We start from the raw sequence: 26,013 nt of genomic DNA on the forward strand, positions 1-26,013 counted from the left end.
TATTTCTTATATTTTGTATAACATATTAAAACTAACCAACGTATATTTGTTATACTAAATAGATCAAATATGAAAAAAGATCACCTGGGAGAGCTTGAAGAAATGATTTTGTTAATCATTCTTCTATTAGAAGGAGAGGCCTATGGACTGGCTATTCGAAAAGCGTTAAAAGCAGAAGCCAACCGTAGTGTTACGATAGGAGCGGTACATGGAACGGTCAATCGACTGGAGAGCAAGGGACTGATCAAATCTCACATGGGAGAGGCGACAGAGGTGCGAGGTGGTCGGCGCAAAAGGGTGTTTCAAGTTACTGGCTCAGGGATGAATGCACTGGAATCCAGTAGAGACGTGAAAGTCAACTTATGGCAAAAAATTCCGCAGTTATCCATCAACAAACAGAATAATGGGTAGTAAAAACATCCGATGGGCAGAAAAACTTCTAACTCAGGTAATTGATGAACAATGGTTGGAAGACATCCTGGGCGATCTGGAGGAATACTTGTACGACCTGCAAGAACTGCCTTCCTGGAAGCGCAACCTCTATTTCTGGTTTCATGTGCTATGCTGCTTGCGTCCATCTTTATTAAAACCATTGTATCAACCCAACTCAACCATTTTTAGCATGTTGAAATTTAACACCAAACTAGCCATTAGATCGGCCATCAAACATCCCGGACTCTCAGGCGCAAGTGTGCTCACACTGATCCTTGGCGCCCTTTGTTTTCAGTTGATTTTTTCCTGGATCGCCAATGAGCGGTCAATGAATAAAATGCACAGCACATATGACCAGCTCTATATCACTGCTGTAAAAACGAATCCCAATGCGGATCTGACATCCATTAGTCTTCAGACCATGTTTCGTCTGGATTATGAGCAATTCCCGGAAATCATCGCAGCCTCACAAATACACGTGTACCAGAAGGATGAGATCAAACTCTCCACGGCCAGTCATGACCATAAGGGTAAAGCCTTAGTAGTGGATAGCACTTTTCTCCAGATGCTTGATTTCGACATCATAGCCGGGAATGACGAGGTGCTTTATGATCCTAGCTCCATTGCTATTACTCAGCAAATGGCCGAAAGGATGTTCTCTGGGAAAAATGCCATTGGTCAAACTGTGCAGCTGAGCTGCGACCAACAGGGCACCTATCAGATAGCTGCAATTATTGAAGATATTCCATCTTCCAGCTCCATAGACTTTGATTTTTTGGTACCTCGGCATTCTCAGGCATTCTGGAGGCGCATACCTCAAGAAATCGTCTTGACCAAACCAGACCTGGATAAAGTGGCCTTTAATGAGCGTATTAAAACCCTTGGTAGAGCAACCAATACTCGGTTTCCTGAAAGTGAGCTATACTTTATTCCACTAAGAAAGTGTTATGAAGACAGTATCATCAGCGCCTCCCTATTCAACAAATACGGCAACTCTACGACCATACAAATTCTGACTTTAATTGCTGCGATGATCTGGCTGATCACCATGTTTGGGTTCAACAACCTGCAGCTTACCCTGCAGCTCTCCATTGCTAAAAACCTGGGCATACAGCACATCATTGGCGGCTCCAAAAGAGACATCAACAGCGAAATGATCCTGGGTCGAGTGCTATTTCTCCTCATTGGACTAAGTGCGAGTTTGTTAATTTATCAGGGCCTATTTCCAGTAATCAGCCGGTTTTTAGAGATTGCTATTGATCAATCAATCGGTGTGGAGCTACTAGGTATGGGGCTATTCCTCAGCTCTGTCATCCTTATTTCTATCCTCACCGGCACCATCCACCTTATTCGTCTCAACCCTGCCAGAGCACTGCATAACGGGGCATCTTTGAAAATCCCCCTTCAGCAAAAAGTATTAACTACGACACAGTATGTGATCACAACGATACTGATCATAGGCACATGTGTAGTGTATCTGCAGTTTGACTATATGCTCAGTACGGACCTTGGACTTAAACACACGGATGTATACAGTGTGGATTTCTATGAGATGTCTTCCGCATCGGATGAAGCTCACAATGTGTCATACCTGCGGAACCAACTCAACAGTTTCCCTTCCATAGCCTATTATGCTCAAGGAGACCTTCCTATCGGCACCAAAGTAAACGCAACCTCCTGAAAGAGATCCGACTCAGACTATGAATACACTACCGAAAACATGATGATAGCCGCACCAGCCTACTTCGACTTATTAGGTCTGGAGTTAGTAGAAGGCCGCTTTTTCAGTGACTCATTGGATGAGCCCTCTCAGCAGAAAGTAGTCATCAATGAAAGTGCTTTGAACTATTGGAACATCACTGACCTGGATCAACAAAAACTTAAAAGCAACACCAGTGGAAGAAGTGAGTTTGATTTTGACATCATTGGTGTTGTTAAAGACTATCATTACCAACACATGGCCTTTGATATCAAACCACTCATATTGAGGTACAGGTCCTACGATGATGATCCGTTTTTGATCCGGTTCAAGCCTGGACAGGCTTCAGCAGGCCTGGCTTCACTAGAGGAGCTCTTCACAGAAATCAACCCAAAAGGCACCTTCGAATATGAATCGTTGCAAGAGCGATTAGCCACTCAGTACGGGGAAGAAAAGAAACTCGCAAAGATATACCTCCTATTTGCCGTAGTAGCTCTTTTGCTTTCATCAATCAGCCTGTTTACTTTCTCGTTTTACGAAGCAAAGCGCCGAACCAAAGAAATCGGTGTGCGGAAGGTGATCGGTGCGAGTACCGCAGAAATATTCTCCCTGCTCAGCAAGTCCTTTGGTAAGACAATCATCATTGCATACCTGCTCACCACGCCAGTAGCCTACTATTTTCAGTCTCAGTGGATGACTCAATTCGAAAACCAGGCAAGAATTGAATGGTGGGTCTATGCTGGTACGGGCGCTATGATCTTTTTCGCGGCACTAAGCGTAACTGGCTATCATACGTGGCAGGTAGCCAGACAAAACCCAGTGAAGGCATTGCGCTATGAGTAGATAACTCCTATATTGGTCACATGACCAACGATGAGTTTGCTAAACTCGCCATGAGTTTTCAGGGCGTGATGGAACATCCACATTTTGACAGAAGAGCTTTCAAAGTAGAGAAAAAACGTATTTTCACGACCCTGCAAGAATCCACCAACACAGCTAATGTCAAACTTGCTCCCGAGGAGCAGTTGGTATTTTGTGAGTTTGGAGACAGCATATATCCAGTTCCCAATAAATGGGGCCAACAAGGCTGGACCACTCTGCAGCTGAAAGATCTGGACTCGCAATTTGTTATGGAAGTGTTAAATTCTGCCTATCGGTCGGTGTTTGCGAAATAACATTCCATCCATTTCGTTTTCAAAAGGGTCTTTCATGTCGTAATAACACTATACTAAAGACCGCCTAACTAAAGAACTGCCTTGAAAAAACTCATCTTAACAGTCGGACTGATCGGGGTGCTAATACCCGTACTGGCCCAAAATTTTACCATTAGCGGATACATAAGAGATGCTGAGAATGGAGAAAACCTGATCGGGGCTACTGTGCAACGAAAAGGCACCACCATTGGTACGGTATCCAATTCATTCGGCTTTTATTCACTCACATTACCACCAGGTGAAGTGACCGTACTCATTTCTTTTGTAGGCTATCAGGCTATGGAACGGACCATTGACCTCAGCGAGGATGTCAGACTGAATTTCGACCTTACAGCTGGTGCCACACTAGATGAAGTGGTCATCACCGCAGAAGAACAAATAGAGCAGTCTCCACAGATGAGCACCATTGATGTGCCGATTGAGCAAATCAAAGCACTGCCTGTATTGATGGGAGAAGCCGACATCCTCAAAACCCTACAGCTACTACCCGGCATACAGAGTGGCACAGAAGGCTCCAGTGGAGTGTATGTACGTGGTGGCGGCCCGGATCAAAACCTGATCCTTCTGGATGGAGTGCCAGTATATAATGTGTCTCATTTATTTGGGTTCTTCTCCGTATTCAATCCAGATGCTATCAACAAAGTGAACGTAGTGAAAGGCGGGTTTCCTGCACGCTATGGAGGCAGACTCTCTTCAGTTATTGATATATCCATGAAAGAAGGAAACAATCAGAAGTTCTCCGGTGAGGGTTCTATCGGTCTGATCTCCTCTAAATTAACATTGGAAGGACCTATTGGTCAGAACAAGAAAACTTCATTCATCGTCTCAGGCAGGCGCACCTATATCGACCTGCTGACTCGACCTATCATCAGAGCTAGTACTGACGGTGAGGAGACGGGCGGATATTACTTCTACGACCTGAATGGTAAGGTCAACCATCAGTTTAGCGATAACGACAGGCTCTACCTTAGCTTTTATAATGGGTACGACAAAGGGTTCGGCAAGTCTAACTATAAGTACAATGATGGCCTCAGTGAAGTGGAATCCAAAGAAAGCTTTGGTCTTGGCTGGGGAAACACCATTGCTGCAGCACGATGGAATCACGTGTTCAACCCAAAACTATTTGCCAATCTCTCGGGCACATTTAGCCACTATAAGTTCAGGATCTTTAGTGAATACGAAGACATCATGACCAACTCTGACGGCAAGGAAGTGTCTAATGAATTTATTCAGTACTACTCTGGAGTTAACGATTTTTCGTTGAAGGCAGATTTTGACTTCCTCCCCACCCCTACTCACAATTTGAAGTTTGGACTATCGGCTACTCATCATCAGTTCAATCCGGGAATCTTTGGATACGATACCAACTCTGAAGACCAACAAGACACCGTGATTAATTCCTCACAAACTCAAGCGATGGAATTTTACACTTATGCAGAAGATGACATCAATCTCACGGCACAGCTGCGTGGCAATGTGGGAGCGCATTATTCCTCCTTTTTGGTCAATGGCCAGTATTATCACTCTTTGCAGCCTCGTATTTCTCTTCGCTATCTCGTGAGTAGCGACTTATCCATTAAAGCTTCATATGCCACCATGGCCCAATACATTCACCTCCTTACTAATAGCGGAATAGGACTACCTACAGATCTGTGGGTACCAGCCACAGACAGAGTGAAGCCACAAACCAGCTGGCAGGTGGCTCTTGGGGCTGCCAAAACGATAGAAGGGTATGAGTTTAGTGTGGAGACTTATTACAAAGAAATGGACAACCTGATTGAGTATGAGGAAGGCTCTTCGTTTTTCAACCTGGGCACCGACTGGCAAGACAAAATCACCAGCGGAAGTGGCACGAGCTATGGCGCTGAGTTTCTCATTCAAAAGAAAACAGGAAAATTTTCCGGTTGGCTGGGATACACGCTAAGCTGGACCAACCGCACCTTCCCCGAACTCAACTTTGGGAAAACCTATCCTTACAAATATGACCGAAGACATGACCTGAGTGTGGTGGGTGTGTACCAGTTTTCCAAACGATTCTCCGCTTCTGCTACCTGGGTGTATGGCACAGGAAATGCCATGACACTGCCTCAGTCTAGCTACCAGGGACAGGTCGGTCAGTATTATTGGTCCAACGAAATCGTTAATTACGGGAGCAGAAATGGCTACCGGATGGCAGCATACCATCGATTAGATATTGGGCTTACCTGGACCAAAGAAAAAGAGAAAAGCACCCGGTCCTGGTCTTTTGGGGCGTATAACGTGTACAACAGAAGGAATCCTTTTTATATCGATGAAGGGTATGACAACAATGGCGACAAACACTTCTATCAATACAGCCTATTCCCGATTATCCCCTATTTGAGATACAGCTTTAAGTTCTAACTCCATGAAAAAAAGCATACAATCAATCCGACCTATATGCCTGCTCGCGATTCTGTGGAGCTGTCAAACGATTATTGATGTGGACTTGCCAAAGCATGAACCACGGATTGTACTGAATTCCTTCTTTGGTACGGATACCACTTTTGTCTTCAACATAAGCCTGAGTAGGGGCATACTGGAGTCAGAACTATTTGGCTACACCAATCTGTCTGGCGCGACCATCGAGGTGTTTGAAGACGGAACATCTATAGGTTATGCTACGCTTACAGCAGATGAAGCCTATTATGAATTGCCCAAAAAGTCAAAGCCTGGCTCAACTTATTCGGTTCAAGCCTCAATGACGGGCTATCCAGATGTAAAGGCTACCGACCTTGTCCCATCCTATGCTCCTACTGTTACGATCGATAAGTTCACAACGGTAAAAGATGAATATGGTGGAGAAGCGAAACAGCTCACCTATCATTTTGATGATCCATCGGGGGAAGATTTTTACGAGCTACTCCTATACATGGAGGTCCCCAGATGGGACTATTATGAAGATGAAGACACCAGCTATGTCTACCAGGCTGGTACCATGAAAGAATTGATTTATTTTAACAAAGTTGGTGCGGAGCTCAATGAGTTTGAAGACTATGACGACACGGGTTTGTTTAACGACAACCTGTTTGACGGAAAGCGACACTCTGAGACCATCGAATATTATTTCTACTACTATGACAATGGTGAGACTGCCTCTGAAGACCCGAAACTGTATTTGGAGCTGCGAAGAGTGTCTGAGGCTTATTACAACTATAAAACCAGTAGATCACTTCAGCAAAACGCCGTAGATAATCCGTTTGCCGAGGCTGCCCAGGTTTACAACAATGTGGAAGATGGCTATGGGATATTTGCCTCCTATAATGCTAATGAAATATCATTCACCATCCCCCCAGATGAGTAATCGGTTCATTGGCCTGTGTTTTGATTTTTGTTTTCATTAGTTGCCAGGTCATTGTGGACATTGACCCTAAGGAGTAACCGCAAGTAAAAATCATCCTTGAGACATTGCTCAGAGGCTTACTATGCCTATTTTAAGAGTTTAGAAAATCAAGTCAATTCCAGAGAAAACCCCTTCAGCGAACCCATACTCGTTTACAATAACATCGAAAATGGCCTGGGTATTTTCGCCAGTCACAGCTCTAATGTCGACTCCTTTAGACTTAGATAGATGGCTACTTTCGATACATCGGCAACCTTCTGATCATCCAAAATCTCTTCCGACAGAGCAGACAAAGATTCCTTGCTTCCCTTCTTTACTCCGTTCTCAGTTTGTCGGCTGGATTAGCCATAGCTCCTTTCATTGCCTGAAAACCTACGGTAAGCAGTGTCAACAATAACGTGAGAATAATAACTAAAAGGAACACTCCAGGAGTAATAGCAATGCGGTAAGCAAAGTTATCCAGCCACATGGACGACAGGTAAGCAGCTAGTGGCAATGCAATCAGCAGACTGACACCCACTAATATCATATAGCGCCTGATCAATAAGCCAAAAATAGAGAGCTCTCCAGCCCCGAGAACTTTACGAATACCTATCTCCTTACCTCTGCTAACCACACTGTAAGACACCAGACCAAACAGTCCGATTGCCGCAGTAAAAATGGCTAGAAATGTGAAGGCTGTAAATAGCCTGCTCAACCTGTTCTCTGATGCATAAAACTCCTGAAACGATTGATCCACAAACTCAAACTCAAACAGTCTATTGGGCTCCATGGTACGGTATTGTTCCTCTAAATACCCGATGGTCTCCTGGAGGTTACCACTGCCTACTTTTAGCACCAACGATTGGAATTCGGTCCGGTCAATCTGGAGTACCACGTTTTCCACAGCGTTATGCAAGCTTTTGTAGTTAAAATCTCTGATCACCCCGATCACCTCACCCCGCTTTAGTGTATCACCATCATCCCACATCTCCCAGTTGAGCCGTTTGCCAAGAGCCTCCTGTGGGGAGCCAAAGCCAAAACTTTTAACAGCCGTCTCATTGATAATAAAGGCTCCAAATTCATCCGATTTACTATTCTTTTTGAAATTTCGTCCAGCTATCAGCTCCAGATCCAGTACGGGAATGTAGTTTTCATCTACCATAAACGCACTTACTGATTGTGCTTCATTGTTAAGATCAGGAACGTCAACATTATCGCCAGCTACGATGCCTCCCGGCACACCAAAGCAGGCAGTAATATCGAGAACATTGTAATGGCCAGCAAACCGATTGATTGTCTGGCTGATGTCATTTCTCATAGCACGAGTGATGGGAATCACCAGCAGGTTTTCCTTATCGAAACCCATGTCACTATTCTGCAGATGATCATACTGTTTCTGCATGATCAGAGAAATCAATACCAGCCCACAAGTAAGCACATACTGCGCGCCTACCATCAGTTGTCGTAGATCCAGTTTCAGTCCTGCTTTTTGCAATCTGGAGATACCATGCAGTACATTGAGTGGCTTAAATGAGGTAATAAGCATAGCCGGATAGATACCAGAAACGACCCCCAATACCAACAAGCCAACCACAAACACCAGCACAAACCTAATCTGGAGCAAGTCGCTGTAGCTAAAGCTCTTATCCACCAATTCATTGAAAACAGGTAGCAGCATAAAAACCAGCCCAACGCTTATCACTCCTGAGATGAGTGTATACACAAGAGACTCGATTACATACTGCACTATCAACTGCGACCTTCGGGCACCAATAAACTTCCTCACTACCACCTCCTGTGATCGCTTGACCGCTTGTGCCGTGGTGAGATTTATGAAGTTGAGACAGGCAATAAACAAGATAATGGCAGCTGCCAGAGAAAGAAACACCACCGCCTGGTAGTTCCCACGATCTGCTTCGTCCCACTCCATATTAGCGGAGTGCAAGTGAACATCAGTCACCCGCTGGAACTGAGGCTCATAATGCATATTGTACTCTGCGGTGACCGGCCAGGCTGTTTGCTCTATATACTCAGACATGAGGTCAAAAACCATCGGGTCCGTAGCATCGGCTAGTTCGATGTAAGTGTAAAACTGTTGCCAAACCCAGCTATTGATGCGCTCCTCAGAAACCTGTCGGCGTAAGTAGTTAAACGAGATGATGTAGTCTGGTTTGAGATGACTCTGTCTCGGAACATCCTCATACACTCCTACCACAGAAATGGTCGTTTTTTCTCCGATCATGACGGTCTGATTACCAAATGGCTCCTCACCGAAGAAGCGCTCATACGTCGACTCAGAAACTAACATAGAATTGGCCTCATCCAACCCGGATAATGAACCATGAAGCAGCTTAAAGTCCAGGATATCCAGTGCCTCCGTTTCGGCAAAATACCCATTGTCTTCTGCAAAAATTTGCTCCCCAATACGGAACATACTACCACCATAATCCAACATTAACCGCCCGGCTTTGATGACCTGAGAAAAATTAGCCTTGAACTCAGGAGCATACATCGGGGGAACTATGGCCAACTTTTTAGTGGCACCGGAGCTGCTATGATAGATGTTATAAATCCGGTATTTATTCGAATGCTGCGAAATGTGCTCATCGTACAGGATCTCATCATTAATAAACAGTGCAATGAAGATCACACTGGTGACTCCCAAAACCAATCCAATGATATTGATGAAAGAAAATCCTTTTCGCTTCCAACCCATCCTGAGTGCAGTAAGTAGGTAATTCTTGTATATGTCCATATTGTTGAGTTTTGAGTTTGATCTAATGAGTGGTCGAGCAACAGTTCTTCTCATGAGTGTAAGCACGTCCTGTACGTATAGAAATTTCGCTTTGAATGCCCCGTACTTCTCTACATTTCGATCGAAGAGTTCATACAAGTCACCTTCCAGTCCCTCCAGGTGATTTCTATGACAAAACCAGCTAAAAAAACGGTTAATCAGTTTTGGTGGATCAATCACTTAGCAGAGATGTTTGGTATCATCTGTATCATTTCCGAGCGCATCTCATGGACTTGCTTGATCGCTTCCAAACCAGAGGAAGTGAGTGAATAGAATCGCTTTCGGCGGCCTCTGCGATTTTCAGTAGCCCCTTCATAAACCGATTTGAGAAAGCCTTTTTCTTCTAGTCGGGTAAGTGCGCTGTGGAGTGCTCCTATACTTGGTGTACGCCCAGTTCTTTTCTCCAACTCATCCTTGATTGCCAGCCCATATGCATCTTCCTGTAGCACGCCTATTGTCAGCATGACTAGCTCCTCAAACTCCCCGAGATTGGTACTTTTCATTCGATCAACACTTTAATGATTCCTAAATGTAGAGTTATAAATTAATATTTCCTAATCGTAGAGTTTAAATATTCATTAAACACTGGCTCATTGCATATTTCCTGCATTCCTTTGTGGCATGTCCTACCTACGACTCACCAAAAATCATCCGGAAATTCTGGGATACGGCGCGCTTCACTATTTTTTCTCTGCGATTGGTCAGACATTTCTGATCAGTGTTTGTGTACCCTACATTCAGGCTGATCTAGAGCTGACCAGTCTTGGTTTTAGCAACCGATATGCGATAGCCACTATTCTCAGTGCGCTCACGCTTCCGCTTGTAGGTGGCTGGGTAGATCGAGCTAAACTGACTGTGATCAGTGCTTTGGGTGGGCTGGGCCTGGTGATCGCCTGCTGTGTGATGTTTCTAAGTGCCAGGTGGCCGGTTTTACTTCCCGGATTGTTTCTGCTACGCTTCTTCGGACAGGGAGGAATGATACTCATTGGGTCCACAGCCATCGCCAAGTTCTTCACCAAAAACCGTGGAAAAGGCCTCTCATTGAGCAGTATGGGGTTATCTCTGGCAGAAACCTTCATGCCCCTGGTCTTTGTATCCCTCATCGGTTGGCTTGGTTGGGAATATGCCTGGTTAGTGCTGGGAGCTGCAGCAGCAATGTTGTTCATTCCTGGCTCATTCCTGTTGATAAGAAACCATCACCCTGATGCTAAAGAAGAAACCATCACAGAATCAGAAACAGATAAGGACTTTACCCGCTCACAGGTTGTTCGCGACCCTTATTTCTATCTGGTGTTACCTGTTATGCTCTTTCTTCCTTTTTTCATTACGGGTATTTTCATCCACCAAAATCTTATCGCCTCCGCCAAGGGCTGGTCAATGGACTGGATGGCTGCAACATTCGTCGGGTTTGGCATCACCAAGGTGCTCATGTCCTTTGTCGGAGGGTCATTAATTGATCGCTTTACAGCGCGCAGGGTTTTTATTTTCTACCTGGTTCCGGCAGCACTGGGATTGCTAATTCTCCATCTAGGTGAACACAGACTGTTGGCACTCCTTTACATGTGTCTGTTAGGAATGACGGCAAGCCTGGGTACTCTTACCGGTGTAGCTATATGGGCGGAAATGTACGGATCCAAAAACCTGGGAGCCATCAAAAGCATGATCACGATGATCATGGTCATCTCCACCGCTTTAGGTCCCATAATCATTGGGTGGGGATTGGAAAAATCTCTTGAATGGACGCTTAATATCAGCGTGACCACCATTTTAATTTTGGTGTTTTTGAGCTACTTTGTGGTCACACGTAACCTGAAAACACCCACCACAAAATGAGCAATACCACACTAATTACTGGTGCTTCCAGCGGAATAGGTTTAGAACTGGCGAGAATCCACGCCTCTCATGGTAGTGACCTGATTCTCGTTGCTCGGAGTACCACCAAATTGACCAAACTAAAAGAAGAGTTAGAATCAGAATTCGGCATATCCGTTCTGAACATACCAAAAGACCTCTCTATCCCTGATTCGGCACAGGAAGTCTATGATATAGTTTCTGAGAAACAGATGGAAGTAGAATTCCTAATCAACAATGCCGGGTTTGGCGACTTTGGATTGTACCATGAAACCAGCTGGGAAAAAGAGGAAATGATGATTAACCTCAACATCCTTGCTCTATCTCAGCTCACCAAACTATTCGGATCAGATATGGTCAATCGTGGACATGGGCGTATCCTGAATGTGTCCTCCACAGCTGCATTCCAACCCGGACCTTTGATGACTGTTTATTATGCTACCAAACACTATGTGCAGGCATACTCAGAAGCACTCTATGAGGAGTGGAAAGATTTTGGTGTTTCGGTAACAGCCCTGTGTCCGGGAGCCACAGAATCCGGCTTTTCTGAGGCTGCCGATGCAGAAGAATCTAAACTCTTCAAAGGTAAAAAATTGCCTTCATCCAAAGAGGTAGCGGAGTTTGGTTATAAAGCCATGATGAAAGGTCAGATGACCGCCATTCATGGAGCTATGAATACCCTTATGGCCAAAAGTGCCAGGTTTGCTCCGAAAAAGGTATTGCTGAAAATGGTGAGAAAAATTCAGGAGAAGGATTAGTCTATTGTATGGCTCAGGATATGCTCTTTTAACTTGAGTCTGCGCTTCTCTGCTTGTTTGTAAATGCGCCTTTTTTGATTTATTGAAGAGGCCATCTTCATCAGATTGTTTTTCATGGCTGTGTATTCCAGCACCTGATCATCGGTGAATTGTCGGTTATAGAATATCAGTTTGTCGTTCAGAAAATCATTGAGATCCTCCAGGTAATCCCAAAACACACCTTCACCAAAAAGTATTTGCTCATCGTATTCATAATAGCTGACCATCGCTTTTTTCAGATCCAGATCATTTATGAGTGACACATTTCCAGTGGTGATGATTGAATTGTAAGAAGTAGCATTGATGGCATAGTGATTAAAATTATTGACCAGAATAACCAAATTGGCCAAGGTATCCAATGTATGAGGATATCCACTTTGATACAATGAATCTACCTTACCGAGATACTCCAGGTCGCCATCACAGTCCTTGATGGCATATACATACCCAAGGCTATCTTCGTCTAATTCCTGAATCATATTAGACAAGTAGAAGGCGGTCATCTCCGATTGTTTTTGGGTTTCCTGGCACTTGTTCAGTGAAAATGCGATACTAATCCCCAGTATCACAATGACCAGGTCGATCATCTTATCAAGAATGCTACTTTTATTGCTCATAGGATTAGATTATCCTATAAAGTTAAGCAGCTTTCTTTTCTGACAAGAATCGATATGAAAGAAGCATCGCCGTAAAAGCTAATACAGCAGCCAAATAAAATGGAGCGCTGGGAATATACACTTCCCTGGAAGCATCGGTGAAGTAGCCAAACACATTGGTCATCAGTGGTGGACCAACCACAGTAGTCAAACTCATTAGACTAGTCAGCCCTCCCTGCAGCTCACCTTGTTCATTGGCTGGCACGCTATTGGACATAAGTCCTTGTAACGAAGGCCCAGCAATTCCTCCAAATGCATAAGGTATCAACACAAGATAAAGCATCAATCCACTCCCACTCATCGCTATTAGAATAAATCCAAGGCAGTTAAAAGCCAAACCAACATATACACCTCGTGCTTGTCCGATTTTATTGATTATTGGCCGGATGGCTACTCCTTGCACTAAAGCGATCATCAAGCCGACGAAAGCCAGAGAATAGCCAACCTCAGCCTCGCTCCATTCGAACTTCTCAATGGTGAAATACGTCCAGGTACTCTGTGTGGCATGAGCAGCAATATATACCAGCACCAATGAAACCAGCAATCCGGTGACCACTGGATACTTCTTCAGCTGCATCAATGTTCCCCATGGGTTTGCCCGTTTCCAGCTAAATGGCCTGCGGTTTTCCTTAGAAAGTGACTCGGGCAATACAAAATATCCATAAAGCCAATTGAGCATGACCAATCCCGCCGAAGCAAAGAAGGGTACTCTTGGACCATACTCGCCCAACACGCCTCCGATTAATGGACCTATGATAAATCCTAGTCCAAAGGCTGCTCCCACCATTCCAAAATTCTGTGATCTCTTCTCAGGAGTGGACACATCTGCGATGTAGGCATTTGCTGTAGTAAAACTGGCGCCAGTCACACCCGCTACCAATCTAGCCACAAACAACCAGCCGATAGTGGGTGCAAACCCTGCGAGAATATAGTCGAGACCAAATCCAAAAAGGGATAAAAGTAGCACCGGTCTACGGCCATACTGATCGCTGAGTGCCCCTACGATAGGAGCACAAATAAACTGCATGAATGCATAGGCAAACATGAGCCAGCCACCCCAGATACTCGCATCACTAATAGTCCCACCAGTCAGCTCAGTGATCAAAGCAGGAACGACTGGAATGATAATCCCCACACCGATGACATCTACCAGTACAGTGACCAGTACGAAGCCTATTGCAGCTTTTCTATTCTTCATGATTTTCTGGAAAACGCTACGAAAGTACCGTATTTAATGGTCAATTTGACCATTAATGCTTTATCTGAAATAAATACCGCTTAAATAAATTGTATTTGGTTTCGGCCGATCCAGAAATAACTTATGTCCAAATAACAGTTTAACCATAAAACGAACTAGGCTTTGAAGAGAAGAGACTTTGCAAAATTGGCGGGTTTAGGGGCTGGAGCCATGATGATTCCAGCAGCTTCATTCGGCAAGATAATTTCTCCCGAACAGTTACTGAGTCCGGGACTTGATGTAGGCCAGAAGAAGACACTGGCAGATGTAGCACTCAATTCGGCAAGAAGCCTCGGCGCTAGCTATGCCGATGCACGTATTGGTCGTTACCTCAATCAATACGTATTTACCAGAGAAGATAAAGTACAGAATGTAGTCAATACCGAATCATTTGGAATAGGAATTCGCGTAATTGCCAATGGCACCTGGGGATTTGCATCTACCAATGACGTAAGCCCTGAAGGAATTAAAAAAGCAACGGAACAAGCTGTAGCCATTGCGAAGGCTAACTCTAAAATTCAAAAAGAGCCGGTGGTACTTGCTCCGGTAGAATCTCATGGTGAGGTGAGCTGGAAAACACCAATCGTCAAGAATTCCATGGAAGTGCCGATTTCAGAAAAGGCCGACCTGCTTCTTGAAGCAAATGCTGCGGCGATGAAAAATGGCGCCAACTATGTCAACACGGCCCTGTTCATGGTGAACGAACAAAAATATTTTGCATCAACGGAAGGATCGTACATCGATCAGGATGTGCACCGCATCTGGCCATACATGAATGTCACTGTAATTGATCCTGAGAAAGGAAAGTTCAAAAGCCGTCAGGGATTATCTGCCCCTATGGGACTGGGTTATGAGTACATGACTCCCGATCCAAATGAAACCTTCGAAGGAATAGGTGGAGTATCGCTTTTCAGAAATAGATATGATCTGGTTAAGGACGCCTCAGAAGCAGCCCTTCAGGCAAAAGAAATGCTTTCAGCTAAATCCGTAGAACCTGGAAAGTATGATCTAATGCTCGAACCAAATCACCTTGGATTGACTATCCATGAGTCTGTTGGTCACCCTCTAGAGCTTGATCGTGTACTTGGATATGAAGCCAACTATGCGGGTACCAGTTTTGCCACATTAGATAAGTGGAAAGCTGGTGACTTCAACTACGGTAGCGATATTGTCAATCTGGTAGCAGATAAAACGCAGCCCGGATCTCTTGGTGCTGTAGGTTTTGATGACGAAGGGGTACAAACTAAAAAATGGGATCTGGTAAGAAATGGTATTCTGGTGAACTACCAGGCTATCAGAGATCAGGTTCACATGATCGATCAAAATGAATCTCATGGATGCTGCTATTCTCAGTCATGGAATGATGTTCAGTTCCAACGAATGCCGAACGTTTCCCTTGAAGCAGGGAAAGAGAAGTATTCTCCTAAGGACATGATCAAGGACATTGAGAAAGGTATTTACATTGCCGGTAGAGGTTCTTACTCTATTGACCAGCAACGATACAACTTCCAGTTTGGAGGAACGGTCTTCTACGAAATCAAAAATGGTCAAGTAGTAGGCATGCTCAACGACGTGGCTTATCAATCGAACACCCAGGAGTTTTGGAACTCTTGCGCTAAGATCTGCGATGAGTCAGATTATCGATTATTTGGTTCATTCTTCGACGGAAAAGGTCAGCCTTCACAGGTAAGTGCCGTTTCCCACGGATCTGCTACTACCAGATTCAATGGAGTGAACGTGATCAACACTGGAAGAAATATTTAATCAAAAGCATCTAAGAAAAATGGCAATATATACGAAAGAAGAAGCTAAGCAGATCCTCGACAAGGCGCTTTCATTTTCGAAAGCTGATACGTGCGAGATCAATCTGAATGCTTCTAACTCAGGAAATATTCGATATGCCCGAAACACAGTTTCTACAGCGGGATATCAGTCCAACCAAACGCTGGTTGTACAGTCCAGTTTTGGCAACAAAGTAGGTGTGGCAACCATCGATGAGTTCGATGCAGCCTCCCTGGAAAAAGTGGTCAGGCGATCTGAAGAACTCGCCCGGCTTTCTCCAGAGAATCCAGAATTTATGCCGCCACTAGGTCAGCAAGAGTATCTGGAAACCAAAACTTTTCATCAATCGACGGCCAATGTGAGTCCCGAGTATCGAGCGGAAGTAGCTGCTGCGAGTATCGAGCCGGCCAGAGCCAAAGACGTCACTGCTGCAGGGTTCTTGAATGACTCTGCGGGAATGTCAGCTATGATCAACAGCGCTGGACTATTTGCATACAACCAGTCGACTAATGTCGACTTTACTGTAACCATGAGAACCAATGACGGAACTGGTTCTGGATGGGTAACACGTGATTTCAATAATGTAGACCGATTTGATGCTGCTGAAGCTTCACAGATAGCAATTGACAAAGCATTGATGTCCAGAGAAGCAAAAGCAATAGAGCCAGGAAAATATACGGTAATTCTTGAGCCTGCTGCTTCTATTGGCCTATTAGGCAACATGTTCGGTGCCTTCAATGCACGAACAGCTGACGAAGGTAGAAGCTTCATGTCTAAAGAAGGTGGCGGAACCAAACTCGGCGAAAAAATCGTAGACGAACGAGTCAATTTGTACTCCGATCCTATGAATCCGTTGGTACCAACAAGCCCATGGGCTGGTGATGGTCAGGCTTACAAGAGAATGAATTGGTTGGAAAATGGGGTCGTGAAAAACCTCGCCTATTCACGCTACTGGGCCAAAGAAAAAGGTGTGGACCCGGTACCATTCCCTAGCAATGGAATCATGGAAGGAGGAGATGCATCTTTGGAGGACATGATCAAGGATACCAAGCGGGGAGTATTGGTAACCAGACTTTGGTATATCCGATCTGTAGATCCACAAACCTTGCTCTACACTGGACTGACTCGAGATGGCACCTTCTTTATTGAAAATGGTAAAATCAAGCATCCGATCAAAAACTTCCGTTTCAACGAAAGTCCGATCATTATGCTGAACAACCTGGAAACACTAGGCCAGCAAGTTCGAATCAACGGAAACTTGATTCCTTACATGAAAGTGAGAGACTTCACCTTCACCAGTCTTTCAGACGCGGTTTAATAACTCAACTGTCATCCTGACGAAGGAGAGATCTACTTAGTTTTTTCAGGTAGATGCCTCCTTTGTCGGAATGGCATTCATTCAAGCTGTCATATTGAGGTCCTCGAAATGTAATTTTGTTTGACACAAAAGGCTTCGAGACCCTCAGCCTGACAATTCATAAGTCTTTTTGAGACAGCTTTTATTTTACCCAATCCAAAACTGATCCAAAGAAATTTAGAGCGTTCAACCGAACTCATTGAGTGAACACACAAGACAAATTTTTCTTTACCAGACTGCAGTATGAATCCGGCGATTGGGATGTGGATCAGCGCATGCCCTCCAACCTCCTCAATTCACTGATAGAATACACCACACTACCAGTGGACACGGTGGAGAATATCGTACCTCTTGGGAGCGATGAAATCTTCAATTGCCCATTTTGCTATTTGTCTGGCCACAAGCTGGTACAGTTTACCAGACAAGAACGAGAGAACTTTAAGAAGTATGTGGAGAATGGAGGCTTTGTCTTTGCCGATGATTGCAACCATGACATAGATGGACTTTTTGCTAAATCATTTGAACGGCAGATGGATGAGATCTGGCCTGGAGCACTAAAAAAAATCCCTAATAATCATCCAATCTATTCAGCCTTTTTTGAATTTGACGGACCACCCACCACTTCTCAGGAGCTCAATGGATGGGGTGATGACATTGTACATGATTACCTAAAAGCAGTCTTGATCAACGATCGAATAGGAGTATTGTACAGCAACAAAGACTATGGTTGCGAATGGGATTATGATTTTAGGAATAAGCGGTGGTACAAGATTGATAACACGCGTTTTGCTGTGAATATCGTGATTCATGCAATGACGAGTTGAGAACAGGTTTTAGACACAAGACTCTTAGACATAAGATTTGATGAAGTGGATTAATAGGATTAGACATACAAAGTTTTAGGCTAAAGCGCGTTCCAAAAAAATTAGCTGCCTTTCAAGGCGGACATTATATATGGTAAATAAAAATGGGCTTTAGCCCAAAACTAAAGAGTTGTCCCGAAAATTGAATTACGGGCTAAAGCCCGTAACATAAAAATTATTCACTTTCTCCAGCTTTCAAGCCGGAGATAAGACCAAGCAAAATGGGTTTTAACCCAAAACATTCAGAAAGAATGAACGAAGAATTAAAGAAAATCGAAAAAGAAGTCAGTGATTTGACAGGCAAACTAACAGAGCTAAAGCAGGAGATCCACAAAGTTATTGTGGGGCAGGAGGAAGTACTGGATCAGCTCATCGTGGCGATGTTGGCGAGTGGCCACATTCTGGTGGAAGGTATGCCCGGGTTAGCAAAAACGTTAATGATCAAGTCTGTATCCCAGGCATTGAGTTTGAAGTTTAAACGGATACAATTTACCCCAGACCTCATGCCGACAGATATTCTCGGTACGGAAGTTATCGAAGAAGACGAGCATGGCCACAAGAAATTTAAATACAACAAGGGCCCGATTTTTTCCAACATCGTACTGGCTGACGAGATCAACCGAACGCCACCTAAAACGCAAGCAGCACTACTAGAAGTAATGCAGGAATATAGCGTCACCTATGGAGGCACCGAATATGCGATGGACCGGCCTTTTTTTATCCTTGCCACACAAAATCCGGTAGAACAGTCAGGGACATTTCCTTTACCTGAAGCACAAACAGACCGGTTTTTGCTTTATGTATTGATTGGCTACCCAACCGAAACTGAAGAAACCCAAATCCTGAAGCAGACTACAGGCAAGCGACCAGAAGCCATCAAACCAGTGATGACTGGTGACGACCTCATCAAGCTCCAGCAATACACCAGAGAGGTACATATAGAAGATGAGCTGATCGAGAAGGTCAGCAAGATTGTACGCCTCTCTCGACCGGAAAGCACATCTGTGGAAGCGGTGATGAACTACATTGACTTTGGTGCCGGACCGAGGGCAGGTCAGGCCATTATTCTCTCTGCCAAAGCTCATGCGCTAATGAATGGTCGGCTGGCGGTTACCCCAAAAGACATCACCAGCGTAGTATATCCTGCAATGCGCCATCGGATGATCCTCAACTTCCGGGCAGAATCGGAAGGGGTCTCTACTGATCAAGTGATCAGCGAATTGATAAATGCATCGAAAATTATTTAGTGGTTAAAACGGATCCATATCGAGCACTGGGCCTGCGCAAAGAGCTACTCGCCAACATCGAAGATTTCGACTGGTTGGTACGAACACTGGCATTAGGTGAGCATCTGGGTAAAAAGTCCAGCAAGCGGCTGGGTTCTGGACTGGAGTTTAGCCAATACAGACCCTATAGCCAGGGAGATGATCTGCGCCAGCTCGACTGGAAGATTTATGCTCGTACAGATAAATTTTATACCAAACAATCTGAGATTGATACCAATATCTCAGTAACCTTCATCCCGGATCAGAGTGCTTCCATGAAGTACGAAGAAGCAGGTTGGTCCAAGCAAGCACATGCCAAATTGCTCATAGCCATACTGGCATTTCTTTCCTCTGAGAATGGCGATAAGTATGGTATTTCAGGCATCCACGAAAAGGACCTGGGACTCATTCCTCATTTGGGCAAAAAGCATTGGCAAAGGTTCCTAAACCACCTCATCCATCTGGATGAATCAAAAGCATACTCCAAACCAATGATCCCAAAGGTGCAAGAAAAAGAACTTTTTGTGGTTTTCTCAGACTTGTACGAGAAGGATCAAGAATGGCTCTCGTTCATTCGTACTCTCAAAACCAGAAGAAATGAAGTAATTGTTTTCCACCTCATGGGTGACCAGGAGCTAAATCTCAATTTCAATAAGATCACACTCTTTAAAGACCTGGAGGATGGTAGTGAGCTAAAAATTGATCCGACTGTTTTGAAAACTGACTATCAGGACCGATTGCTCGAATGGGTCGAATCGCTTAGAGAGGGGTTTAGAAACGAAGGTGTGGATTACGCCCTTATCAACATGGCTGAACCAATGGATCAACTGATCAATCGATTTTTGTGGCATAGAAAAAAGCTGATCTGATGAACTTTGGAGCTCCTATATTTCTCTATGCACTCGCAGCAATCGCCATCCCAGTGGTCATTCACCTGTGGAGTAAGAACACCAAGAGCAAAGTGCCATTTGGGAGCTTGAAGTTTCTGAAAGAAACCGAAACCAAAACAACGCGCCACTTATTTCCAAGCGAACTCCTTCTGCTGGTGGTACGAACAGCATTGGTTGCTTGTCTGGTCTTGCTCTTTGCACAGCCATTTATTTATCAACAAGCCAAGCCCAAAACTGCACATCTACTAGATCCAAATCTCGATGTGGAGACGCTTATTAAAATCAAAAATGATATCGTAGATGCCGACGCATTCTGGCTGAGCACAGAACGAACTCCAATCAATGAGCCTATTTCCATAGGCAACATCAATACATGGACTTCACTAAAGCAGTTTCGAGATTATGATAGTTTGGTAGTCTACAGCTCTAACCTTCTGAGCAACTTCAAATCAGATCATTCAGCAATACCTGCTAGTATCAACTGGATCAGTTTACCAGTAAAAGAACAAAATGAACAAATGGCGGTAATTGAGAAGCAGGGAGCATCAACAGCCATCCAGTTACAATCAAATGGTGAGTCTTTGACCTTTGATAGCAACGAATCAACCGATGGAGAACCAGTGCTTCTGGAAGTGATTCTATATGCTGATGATACTTACGAGGAACTCGCCAGCAACATTGAAACTGCCTTAAAAGCGATTAATAACTCTAGTCTTGTAAGCTTTAGACTAGAACGAGCTACTAGCACTCAAAACATCAACCCTGAGAGTTGGCTTATCTGGTTATCAGATGATAAAGCTCCACAACGTCTGCGACTCATTTACTATGAAGCAACGTCAAGTGGCTTTCAAAAGCAAGGCAAGCAGATATACAGCATTTCTAATTTGAGCATCAAAGAGATGCTGCAAACCAACTTCCCCTTGCAACTTGAAACAGCGCTTTTGTCACCTCTAAATTCTTCATTGGACACGTACGATCAACGTCAGATTCCGACAACTTACCTGACCTCAGGCAGGGGAAACGACCTTGCAGAGATGACTAAACACTCATTACTTTTTTGGGCTGTTATGATATTCCTGGGATTGTTATTACTAGAAAGATTGTTGAGCCAAATCGTGATTAAGAAATGACCGCAATAAAAGTCATATCACGTATTCATTTGAAATGGAAACTTCTCATCTGGTCTAAAATATTGGCTGGAGGACTGGGCATGTTGGCCTTAGCTTACATGAGTTTCGCAAGTCATATCAGCATAGGTTTTCAGGGACTATTAGTCGTTACTTCATTTGCCATTTCATTTATTCTATTTCGTGAGCAAATCCCATCATTAAGTGATGCTGAAGCTCTGATCAATGCCCAACTTCCTGAGCTTGAATACAGCGTATCCCTCGTCGACCAGGCACCCACCACAGATCTAGCTAGATTACAGCAATACAAGGTCATTCAGTTGTTAAGCCAGAAAACCAGTGAAATCGCTTATCCCGTTACCTTAAAAGATCTGGTGATTCTATTTTTGGTTACTGCTACACTGGGCTTTGGAGCGGTATGGATGAGTGACCTGAAAGAGGAAAGTTCTGCAGCCAAAGAAGTGCTCCTCCCAAAATCATCTGAAGCCGTCAGCCTTCAAAAGACTCCAATTTCCTTTACCTCGCAGATTCGAATTGATGCACCTAATTACACAAATCTAAAAACACGTTACCAGCGCCAGCTAGACTTGGAAAAAGTGATTGTTGGATCTAAAGTGATCTGGCAGCTCTCATTCAATCGAAAACCCAAAACTGCTTGGATAAAGCTTTCTAGTGGGGACAGTATTCCATTCCAATCAGGAGAAGATTTCAAAGCCTCCTTGACAGCAGAGAAAAGGGGGTTCTACACCCTCAACTTCATCGATCATCGAGGGAAGACTCATCTGTCTGATTATCACAAACTCGATGTTATTCCAGACAACCCTCCAGAAGTGGAAATTGTCGATATTCCGCAGTATCAAAGTATCTATCCGGGAGAAGCAAACGGCACTACTTTCACAGCCACTGCCACTGACGACTATGGATTGTCAGAGGCCTACATCGTGGCTACTATCACCAAGGGATCTGGCGAAAGTGTGAAATTTAGAGAGGAGAAAATTCCATTCCTCAAAGAAGTTGGTGGAAAGCAATTCGGTGAACGTATGACGTTCACATTGGACCAGTTTGAGATGGAGCCGGGCAATGAACTCTACTTCTACCTGGAAGCCTGGGATAACCAGCAACCACCAAAAGCAAATCGCACGGAGACCTACTTTTTCATACTGGAAGACACAGCAGAAATTGCCTTTAGCCTGGAAGGTGACCTGGGAATAGATCTCATGCCAGAGTATTTCAGAAGCCAACGACAGATCATCATTGATTCCGAAAAACTCCTAAAAGAGAAAGCCTCCATTAGCAAAGAAGAATTCAACCAACGCAGCAATGAGTTGGGGTTCGACCAAAAGGCACTTCGTCTAAAATATGGTCAGTTCATTGGGGAAGAAGCCGACAGTGGCCTGGACATAGAAAACGAGGTAGAAGAGGAACCACAAGCTCAGCAGCCTGGTCAAGTCGATGTGCTTTCAGAGTTTGGCCATGACCATGATCACGAAAATGAAGAAGGACAGATGATGGATAAGGGAACCGAACAGCAAGAAGACCCTGTCGAGGAACTGAGCCACTCACACGACGATACAGAAACGGCCACATTCCTGGAGGAATCCATGAAGTCGAAACTAAGAGCAGCCCTGACTGAAATGTGGGATGCCGAACTCTACCTCCGCCTGTTCAAACCCGAGGAGTCATTACCGTACCAATATAAGGCGCTGAAGCTAATCAAGGAGATCAAGAATCATGCGCGCATTTATGTACACCGAATGGGATTTGATGCTCCACCAATCAATGAAGCTGAAAGCCGACTATCTGGAGAGTTGGAAGAGGTGCACGGAGAGTCATTTAGAAGCACCTATGACTACCAGGAAACACTACCGGAAACCAAAGCCTTAATCGCAGCAATAAGCAATCTAATGACACAAGAGCTTCCAGTGTCAAATACCATCCAAGACCAGCTACAACAAACAGGCAATGAAATAGCAGGTCTTGCCATAACCGAACCCGGTAAGTATTTGAAACTACTCTCGACGATTCGCGATATTTCTGACCAGGAGCAGCTTCAGAAAAACGAGCTGGATGCACTAAAGTCAAAACTTGTGTTAATAGTACCAAAAGCCACGATGCCTCCAAAGTTGGAATCACAGCCATCTCATGAGTTGCTGGAAGAGTTTATCAAAGAACTAACCCGGTCCAAACCATGATCGAATTCGAGCAATCAGTGGACTGGATCTTAGGATTGATAGCTGCCATTTGGCTCATTGGACTCATTCTGGAATTTAAATTCAGGATAAAACGATGGAGAATGATTCGCTTGGGTTTATGGAGTATCGCCATGTTCTCCATTGCATGGTATTACCTCCAACCCTACACGTATGTTGAGCGAGAAAAAGAGAAAGGCGTATTAACCGGAGTGAATACCTCCATCCCAGACTCTCTAATAGGATACCAACCAATCAAGGGCGAAGCTGAATTGCTAAATAATTCCTATTCGCAACTAAAATTGATCGACACGCTATTGCAGCCCTGGCACCTCCAAAACTTGAGAGCCGATGAAGTGACCATTAGCCATCAGGAAATTAAGGGATTAATCAATTTCAAAACACCTTCATTTGCACAGAAAGGTCAGGAAGTATCCATAGAGATTTTAACGAACTATGACGATGCAATCAGCCTTCATTTACTTCTGGGTGAAGAATTGTTGACAAGCACTAAATCAGAGGGTGGACATCAACAATGGAATACACTCCGATTCACGCCTGTTGCGTCCGGCAATTTCACCTACACATTAATGGCTATTTTGGAGGACGACACGGTTGGCCGGGAGGTTATACCGTTGGTAGTGGAAAATGGCGACCAACCAAAAGTTCTTATGCTCCAAAGTTACCCGAATTTCGAGGCACGGTTTATCAAGAACTATCTAGGTGATTATGGCTATGAAGTCAGCAGCCGTACTCGTATTTCCAGGGAGCTTTTCAATGTAGAGTTCATCAACACCCCAAGGAAAAGTCTTGACCGACTTACCCAACAAAAACTGGAGCAGCATCAGATACTCATTCTGGACAAAGAAGCCTACGATCAGCTATCGTATAGAGAAAAGCAAACGATCAAGGAACTGAACGAGGTAGGCAATATGGGATTACTTGTCTTGAATACTTCTCCTTCCGAAATGGAAGGAATTTGGGATAGAAACTACCGATCCACATCAAACGAAGTAAATATCAGTGGCTTACGCATTCCGATGCAAAGAATTAACTCTGACCAGTTAACTGCCATAACGATAGATACACAACCGATCGGATACCTGGAAAATCACGGAATTGGCAATATCGGGTGGTTAGCTGCTGAAAACCTTTACCAGCTTTCCCTTCAGGGAAACTTAGAGGTTTACGAAAGGATTATCAATCGGCTAATTACAGTGCTACTACCTTATCAAAAAAATCAAAGATATGTCCAGTTCGATGGACTTCCGGTCAAAAATGAAAGAGTCTCTATTTCCTTTGTCTCACTAGATGAGCATCCTACCATTGCTATAAGTGGAGTGACTCATCCGATAAGAGAATCGGCCTACCGAGCTAATCTATTTGAAACAACCATCTGGCCATCTCGTGAAGGTTGGAATCAATTGACCTTCGAGTCAAATACTATAACTCACAGCTTTTATGTTTTTGGAGAAACTGATTGGACCTCAAAAAGGCAAACTGAATTACTCACTTACAACCAATCATTTATTGCAACGCGGGAGACCAATAGTAGTGCATTCCAACTTCAAGAAAAAAGCTTCTGGTCATCCTGGATATTTTTGATCACCTTCTTGCTTTCCATGGGTATGCTCTGGGCAGAACAACGGTTTATCAACCCCTGATCATAAACTCCAAAAAGTCACGAAAAAGAGCAACATGCGGTAAAGAAATAAAGAGAGGATGATCGCTACTATGACCAAAATGGTATTGAGCCATCTCTGCCAACCCATGATACCATAAAGGCTCTTTTCAGCTCTAAAAATAAAATAGGTAAGAAATCCCATCAAAGCCAGAGAAGAATAGGGTTCCGAACCCAAAACACCAAATCCAACCTGGGCTAATAAAAAGACCAAAATCCCAAAGAGTTGAATTCCATATACAATAATGTAAGTCATGAGTTCCAATGCAAAGATCAGCTGATCTGCAAACAAGTTTCGCCGAACTCCCAGATGAAGAGGCCAAACCAATAAGGATATCATAAAAACCATCAATATTAGAAGTAGCTTGCTCATCTCCATGGTTTTGGCATTGTAACGTGCCTCATATTCTTCGTATGATACCCAAGAGTCTGCCACTTCCTTTTCTACCATCCTATTGGCCAACTGGGTATGCAAATTATTCCCTGAGTGAAGCTGAATACGAAGCTGAGTACCAAATGTGTTGAAAGCAGGCAGCAAGAAATAGATAAAGTTGGCCAGGAAAAATAATGAGATCGGCTTCATGTAGGGAACTCGCCTACCAATGGCACAATCGTGAGCCATCTTGCCAGGGTTGAGCAAAATCGACTTCAGTGACCTCCAGAGTTTTGTATCGGCAAAAGTCAGAGCATTGATCAAGTCAACTATAAATCTAGAAAACTTACGATCACTCTGATGGATGATCTTCTCTCCACACTGATTGCAGAAGTTTCCGGTAAAGTGATTGCCACAAGAAAGGCAGGTGTGCTCATGACCCATAGAGCCAAAATAAGCAATT

At 44.1% G+C, this 26,013-nt stretch carries 22 protein-coding genes; 17 read left to right on the forward strand and 5 right to left on the reverse strand.

The window, feature by feature from the left end:
- Nucleotides 1–69: 69 nt before the first annotated feature.
- From ACO067_RS08890 to ACO067_RS08920, 7 genes are all read left to right on the forward strand, one after another.
- Nucleotides 70–411, forward strand: a complete 342-nt coding sequence (locus ACO067_RS08890; protein WP_421873155.1) for a PadR family transcriptional regulator — start codon at nucleotides 70–72, stop codon at nucleotides 409–411.
- On the forward strand, nucleotides 404–2,113 hold the full coding sequence (locus tag ACO067_RS08895) for an ABC transporter permease (protein ID WP_421873157.1): 1,710 nt from the start codon (nucleotides 404–406) through the stop codon (nucleotides 2,111–2,113). Before ACO067_RS08890 ends, ACO067_RS08895 begins: the two co-directional genes overlap by 8 nt.
- 39 nt (nucleotides 2,114–2,152) lie before the next feature.
- Nucleotides 2,153–2,974, forward strand: coding sequence for an ABC transporter permease (locus ACO067_RS08900; protein WP_421873159.1), 822 nt, complete (start codon nucleotides 2,153–2,155; stop codon nucleotides 2,972–2,974).
- Nucleotides 2,975–2,994: 20 nt separating this feature from the next.
- Complete coding sequence (locus tag ACO067_RS08905) at nucleotides 2,995–3,306, forward strand: MmcQ/YjbR family DNA-binding protein (protein WP_421873161.1); 312 nt, start codon at nucleotides 2,995–2,997, stop codon at nucleotides 3,304–3,306.
- 81 nt (nucleotides 3,307–3,387) lie between these two features.
- Nucleotides 3,388–5,727 (forward strand): TonB-dependent receptor, encoded by a 2,340-nt coding sequence (locus tag ACO067_RS08910; protein ID WP_421873163.1) that lies wholly within the window; start codon nucleotides 3,388–3,390, stop codon nucleotides 5,725–5,727.
- A gap of 4 nt (nucleotides 5,728–5,731) precedes the next feature.
- Nucleotides 5,732–6,667 (forward strand): DUF4249 domain-containing protein, encoded by a 936-nt coding sequence (locus ACO067_RS08915; protein ID WP_421873164.1) that lies wholly within the window; start codon nucleotides 5,732–5,734, stop codon nucleotides 6,665–6,667.
- Nucleotides 6,668–6,763: 96 nt separating this feature from the next.
- The gene (locus ACO067_RS08920; RefSeq protein WP_421873166.1) at nucleotides 6,764–6,934 is read left to right on the forward strand and encodes a DUF4249 family protein; all 171 of its coding nucleotides are present in this window, start codon (nucleotides 6,764–6,766) and stop codon (nucleotides 6,932–6,934) included.
- 85 nt (nucleotides 6,935–7,019) lie between these two features.
- Here the strand turns inward: ACO067_RS08920 and ACO067_RS08925 are convergent, their stop codons facing one another.
- The gene (locus ACO067_RS08925; RefSeq protein ID WP_421873168.1) at nucleotides 7,020–9,662 is read right to left on the reverse strand and encodes an FtsX-like permease family protein; all 2,643 of its coding nucleotides are present in this window, start codon (nucleotides 9,660–9,662) and stop codon (nucleotides 7,020–7,022) included.
- On the reverse strand, nucleotides 9,659–9,985 hold the full coding sequence (locus tag ACO067_RS08930; protein ID WP_421873170.1) for a PadR family transcriptional regulator: 327 nt from the start codon (nucleotides 9,983–9,985) through the stop codon (nucleotides 9,659–9,661). Before ACO067_RS08930 ends, ACO067_RS08925 begins: the two co-directional genes overlap by 4 nt.
- A 118-nt stretch (nucleotides 9,986–10,103) precedes the next feature.
- Here ACO067_RS08930 and ACO067_RS08935 point away from each other — a divergent pair, with 118 nt between their 5' ends.
- Together ACO067_RS08935 and ACO067_RS08940 are read left to right on the forward strand one after the other, a co-directional pair.
- Nucleotides 10,104–11,315 carry an MFS transporter gene (locus ACO067_RS08935; RefSeq protein ID WP_421873172.1) on the forward strand — a complete coding sequence of 404 codons (1,212 nt, stop codon included), beginning with the start codon at nucleotides 10,104–10,106 and terminating at the stop codon, nucleotides 11,313–11,315.
- Entirely contained in the window at nucleotides 11,312–12,091 is a 780-nt protein-coding gene (locus ACO067_RS08940) for an SDR family NAD(P)-dependent oxidoreductase (RefSeq protein ID WP_421873174.1), read from the forward strand. The genes ACO067_RS08935 and ACO067_RS08940 overlap by 4 nt, the downstream gene beginning before the upstream one ends.
- Here ACO067_RS08940 and ACO067_RS08945 read toward each other — a convergent pair.
- The gene (locus ACO067_RS08945) at nucleotides 12,088–12,747 is read right to left on the reverse strand and encodes a DUF6090 family protein (protein ID WP_421873175.1); all 660 of its coding nucleotides are present in this window, start codon (nucleotides 12,745–12,747) and stop codon (nucleotides 12,088–12,090) included. The genes ACO067_RS08940 and ACO067_RS08945 overlap by 4 nt on opposite strands.
- A gap of 22 nt (nucleotides 12,748–12,769) precedes the next feature.
- Entirely contained in the window at nucleotides 12,770–13,984 is a 1,215-nt protein-coding gene (locus ACO067_RS08950; protein ID WP_421873177.1) for a TCR/Tet family MFS transporter, read from the reverse strand.
- A gap of 162 nt (nucleotides 13,985–14,146) precedes the next feature.
- Here ACO067_RS08950 and ACO067_RS08955 point away from each other — a divergent pair, with 162 nt between their 5' ends.
- The 8 genes from ACO067_RS08955 to ACO067_RS08990 all read left to right on the forward strand — a co-directional run bounded on the left by ACO067_RS08955 (nucleotide 14,147) and on the right by ACO067_RS08990 (nucleotide 25,160).
- A complete protein-coding gene (locus ACO067_RS08955) occupies nucleotides 14,147–15,787 on the forward strand; it encodes a TldD/PmbA family protein (RefSeq protein WP_421873179.1) in 1,641 nt (546 codons plus the stop codon).
- A gap of 19 nt (nucleotides 15,788–15,806) precedes the next feature.
- Nucleotides 15,807–17,123, forward strand: a complete 1,317-nt coding sequence (locus tag ACO067_RS08960) for a TldD/PmbA family protein (RefSeq protein WP_421873180.1) — start codon at nucleotides 15,807–15,809, stop codon at nucleotides 17,121–17,123.
- 242 nt (nucleotides 17,124–17,365) lie between these two features.
- Entirely contained in the window at nucleotides 17,366–17,986 is a 621-nt protein-coding gene (locus tag ACO067_RS08965; protein ID WP_421873182.1) for a DUF4159 domain-containing protein, read from the forward strand.
- 290 nt (nucleotides 17,987–18,276) lie between these two features.
- Nucleotides 18,277–19,272 (forward strand): AAA family ATPase, encoded by a 996-nt coding sequence (locus ACO067_RS08970; protein ID WP_421873184.1) that lies wholly within the window; start codon nucleotides 18,277–18,279, stop codon nucleotides 19,270–19,272.
- Nucleotides 19,272–20,159, forward strand: coding sequence for a DUF58 domain-containing protein (locus ACO067_RS08975; RefSeq protein WP_421873186.1), 888 nt, complete (start codon nucleotides 19,272–19,274; stop codon nucleotides 20,157–20,159). Before ACO067_RS08970 ends, ACO067_RS08975 begins: the two co-directional genes overlap by 1 nt.
- Nucleotides 20,159–21,310, forward strand: a complete 1,152-nt coding sequence (locus ACO067_RS08980) for a BatA domain-containing protein (protein ID WP_421873188.1) — start codon at nucleotides 20,159–20,161, stop codon at nucleotides 21,308–21,310. The genes ACO067_RS08975 and ACO067_RS08980 overlap by 1 nt, the downstream gene beginning before the upstream one ends.
- Nucleotides 21,307–23,499: a hypothetical protein gene (locus tag ACO067_RS08985; protein ID WP_421873190.1), complete on the forward strand. Its 2,193-nt coding sequence runs from the start codon at nucleotides 21,307–21,309 to the stop codon at nucleotides 23,497–23,499. Before ACO067_RS08980 ends, ACO067_RS08985 begins: the two co-directional genes overlap by 4 nt.
- Nucleotides 23,496–25,160: a hypothetical protein gene (locus ACO067_RS08990; protein ID WP_421873192.1), complete on the forward strand. Its 1,665-nt coding sequence runs from the start codon at nucleotides 23,496–23,498 to the stop codon at nucleotides 25,158–25,160. The genes ACO067_RS08985 and ACO067_RS08990 overlap by 4 nt, the downstream gene beginning before the upstream one ends.
- Here the strand turns inward: ACO067_RS08990 and ACO067_RS08995 are convergent, their stop codons facing one another.
- Nucleotides 25,161–25,994 carry a DUF3667 domain-containing protein gene (locus tag ACO067_RS08995; RefSeq protein WP_421873194.1) on the reverse strand — a complete coding sequence of 278 codons (834 nt, stop codon included), beginning with the start codon at nucleotides 25,992–25,994 and terminating at the stop codon, nucleotides 25,161–25,163.
- Between the last annotated feature and the right edge of the window lie 19 nt (nucleotides 25,995–26,013).

This window comes from Marinoscillum sp. (genome assembly GCF_965229915.1).
In the GTDB taxonomy this organism is placed as follows: Bacteria; Bacteroidota; Bacteroidia; order Cytophagales; family Cyclobacteriaceae; genus Marinoscillum.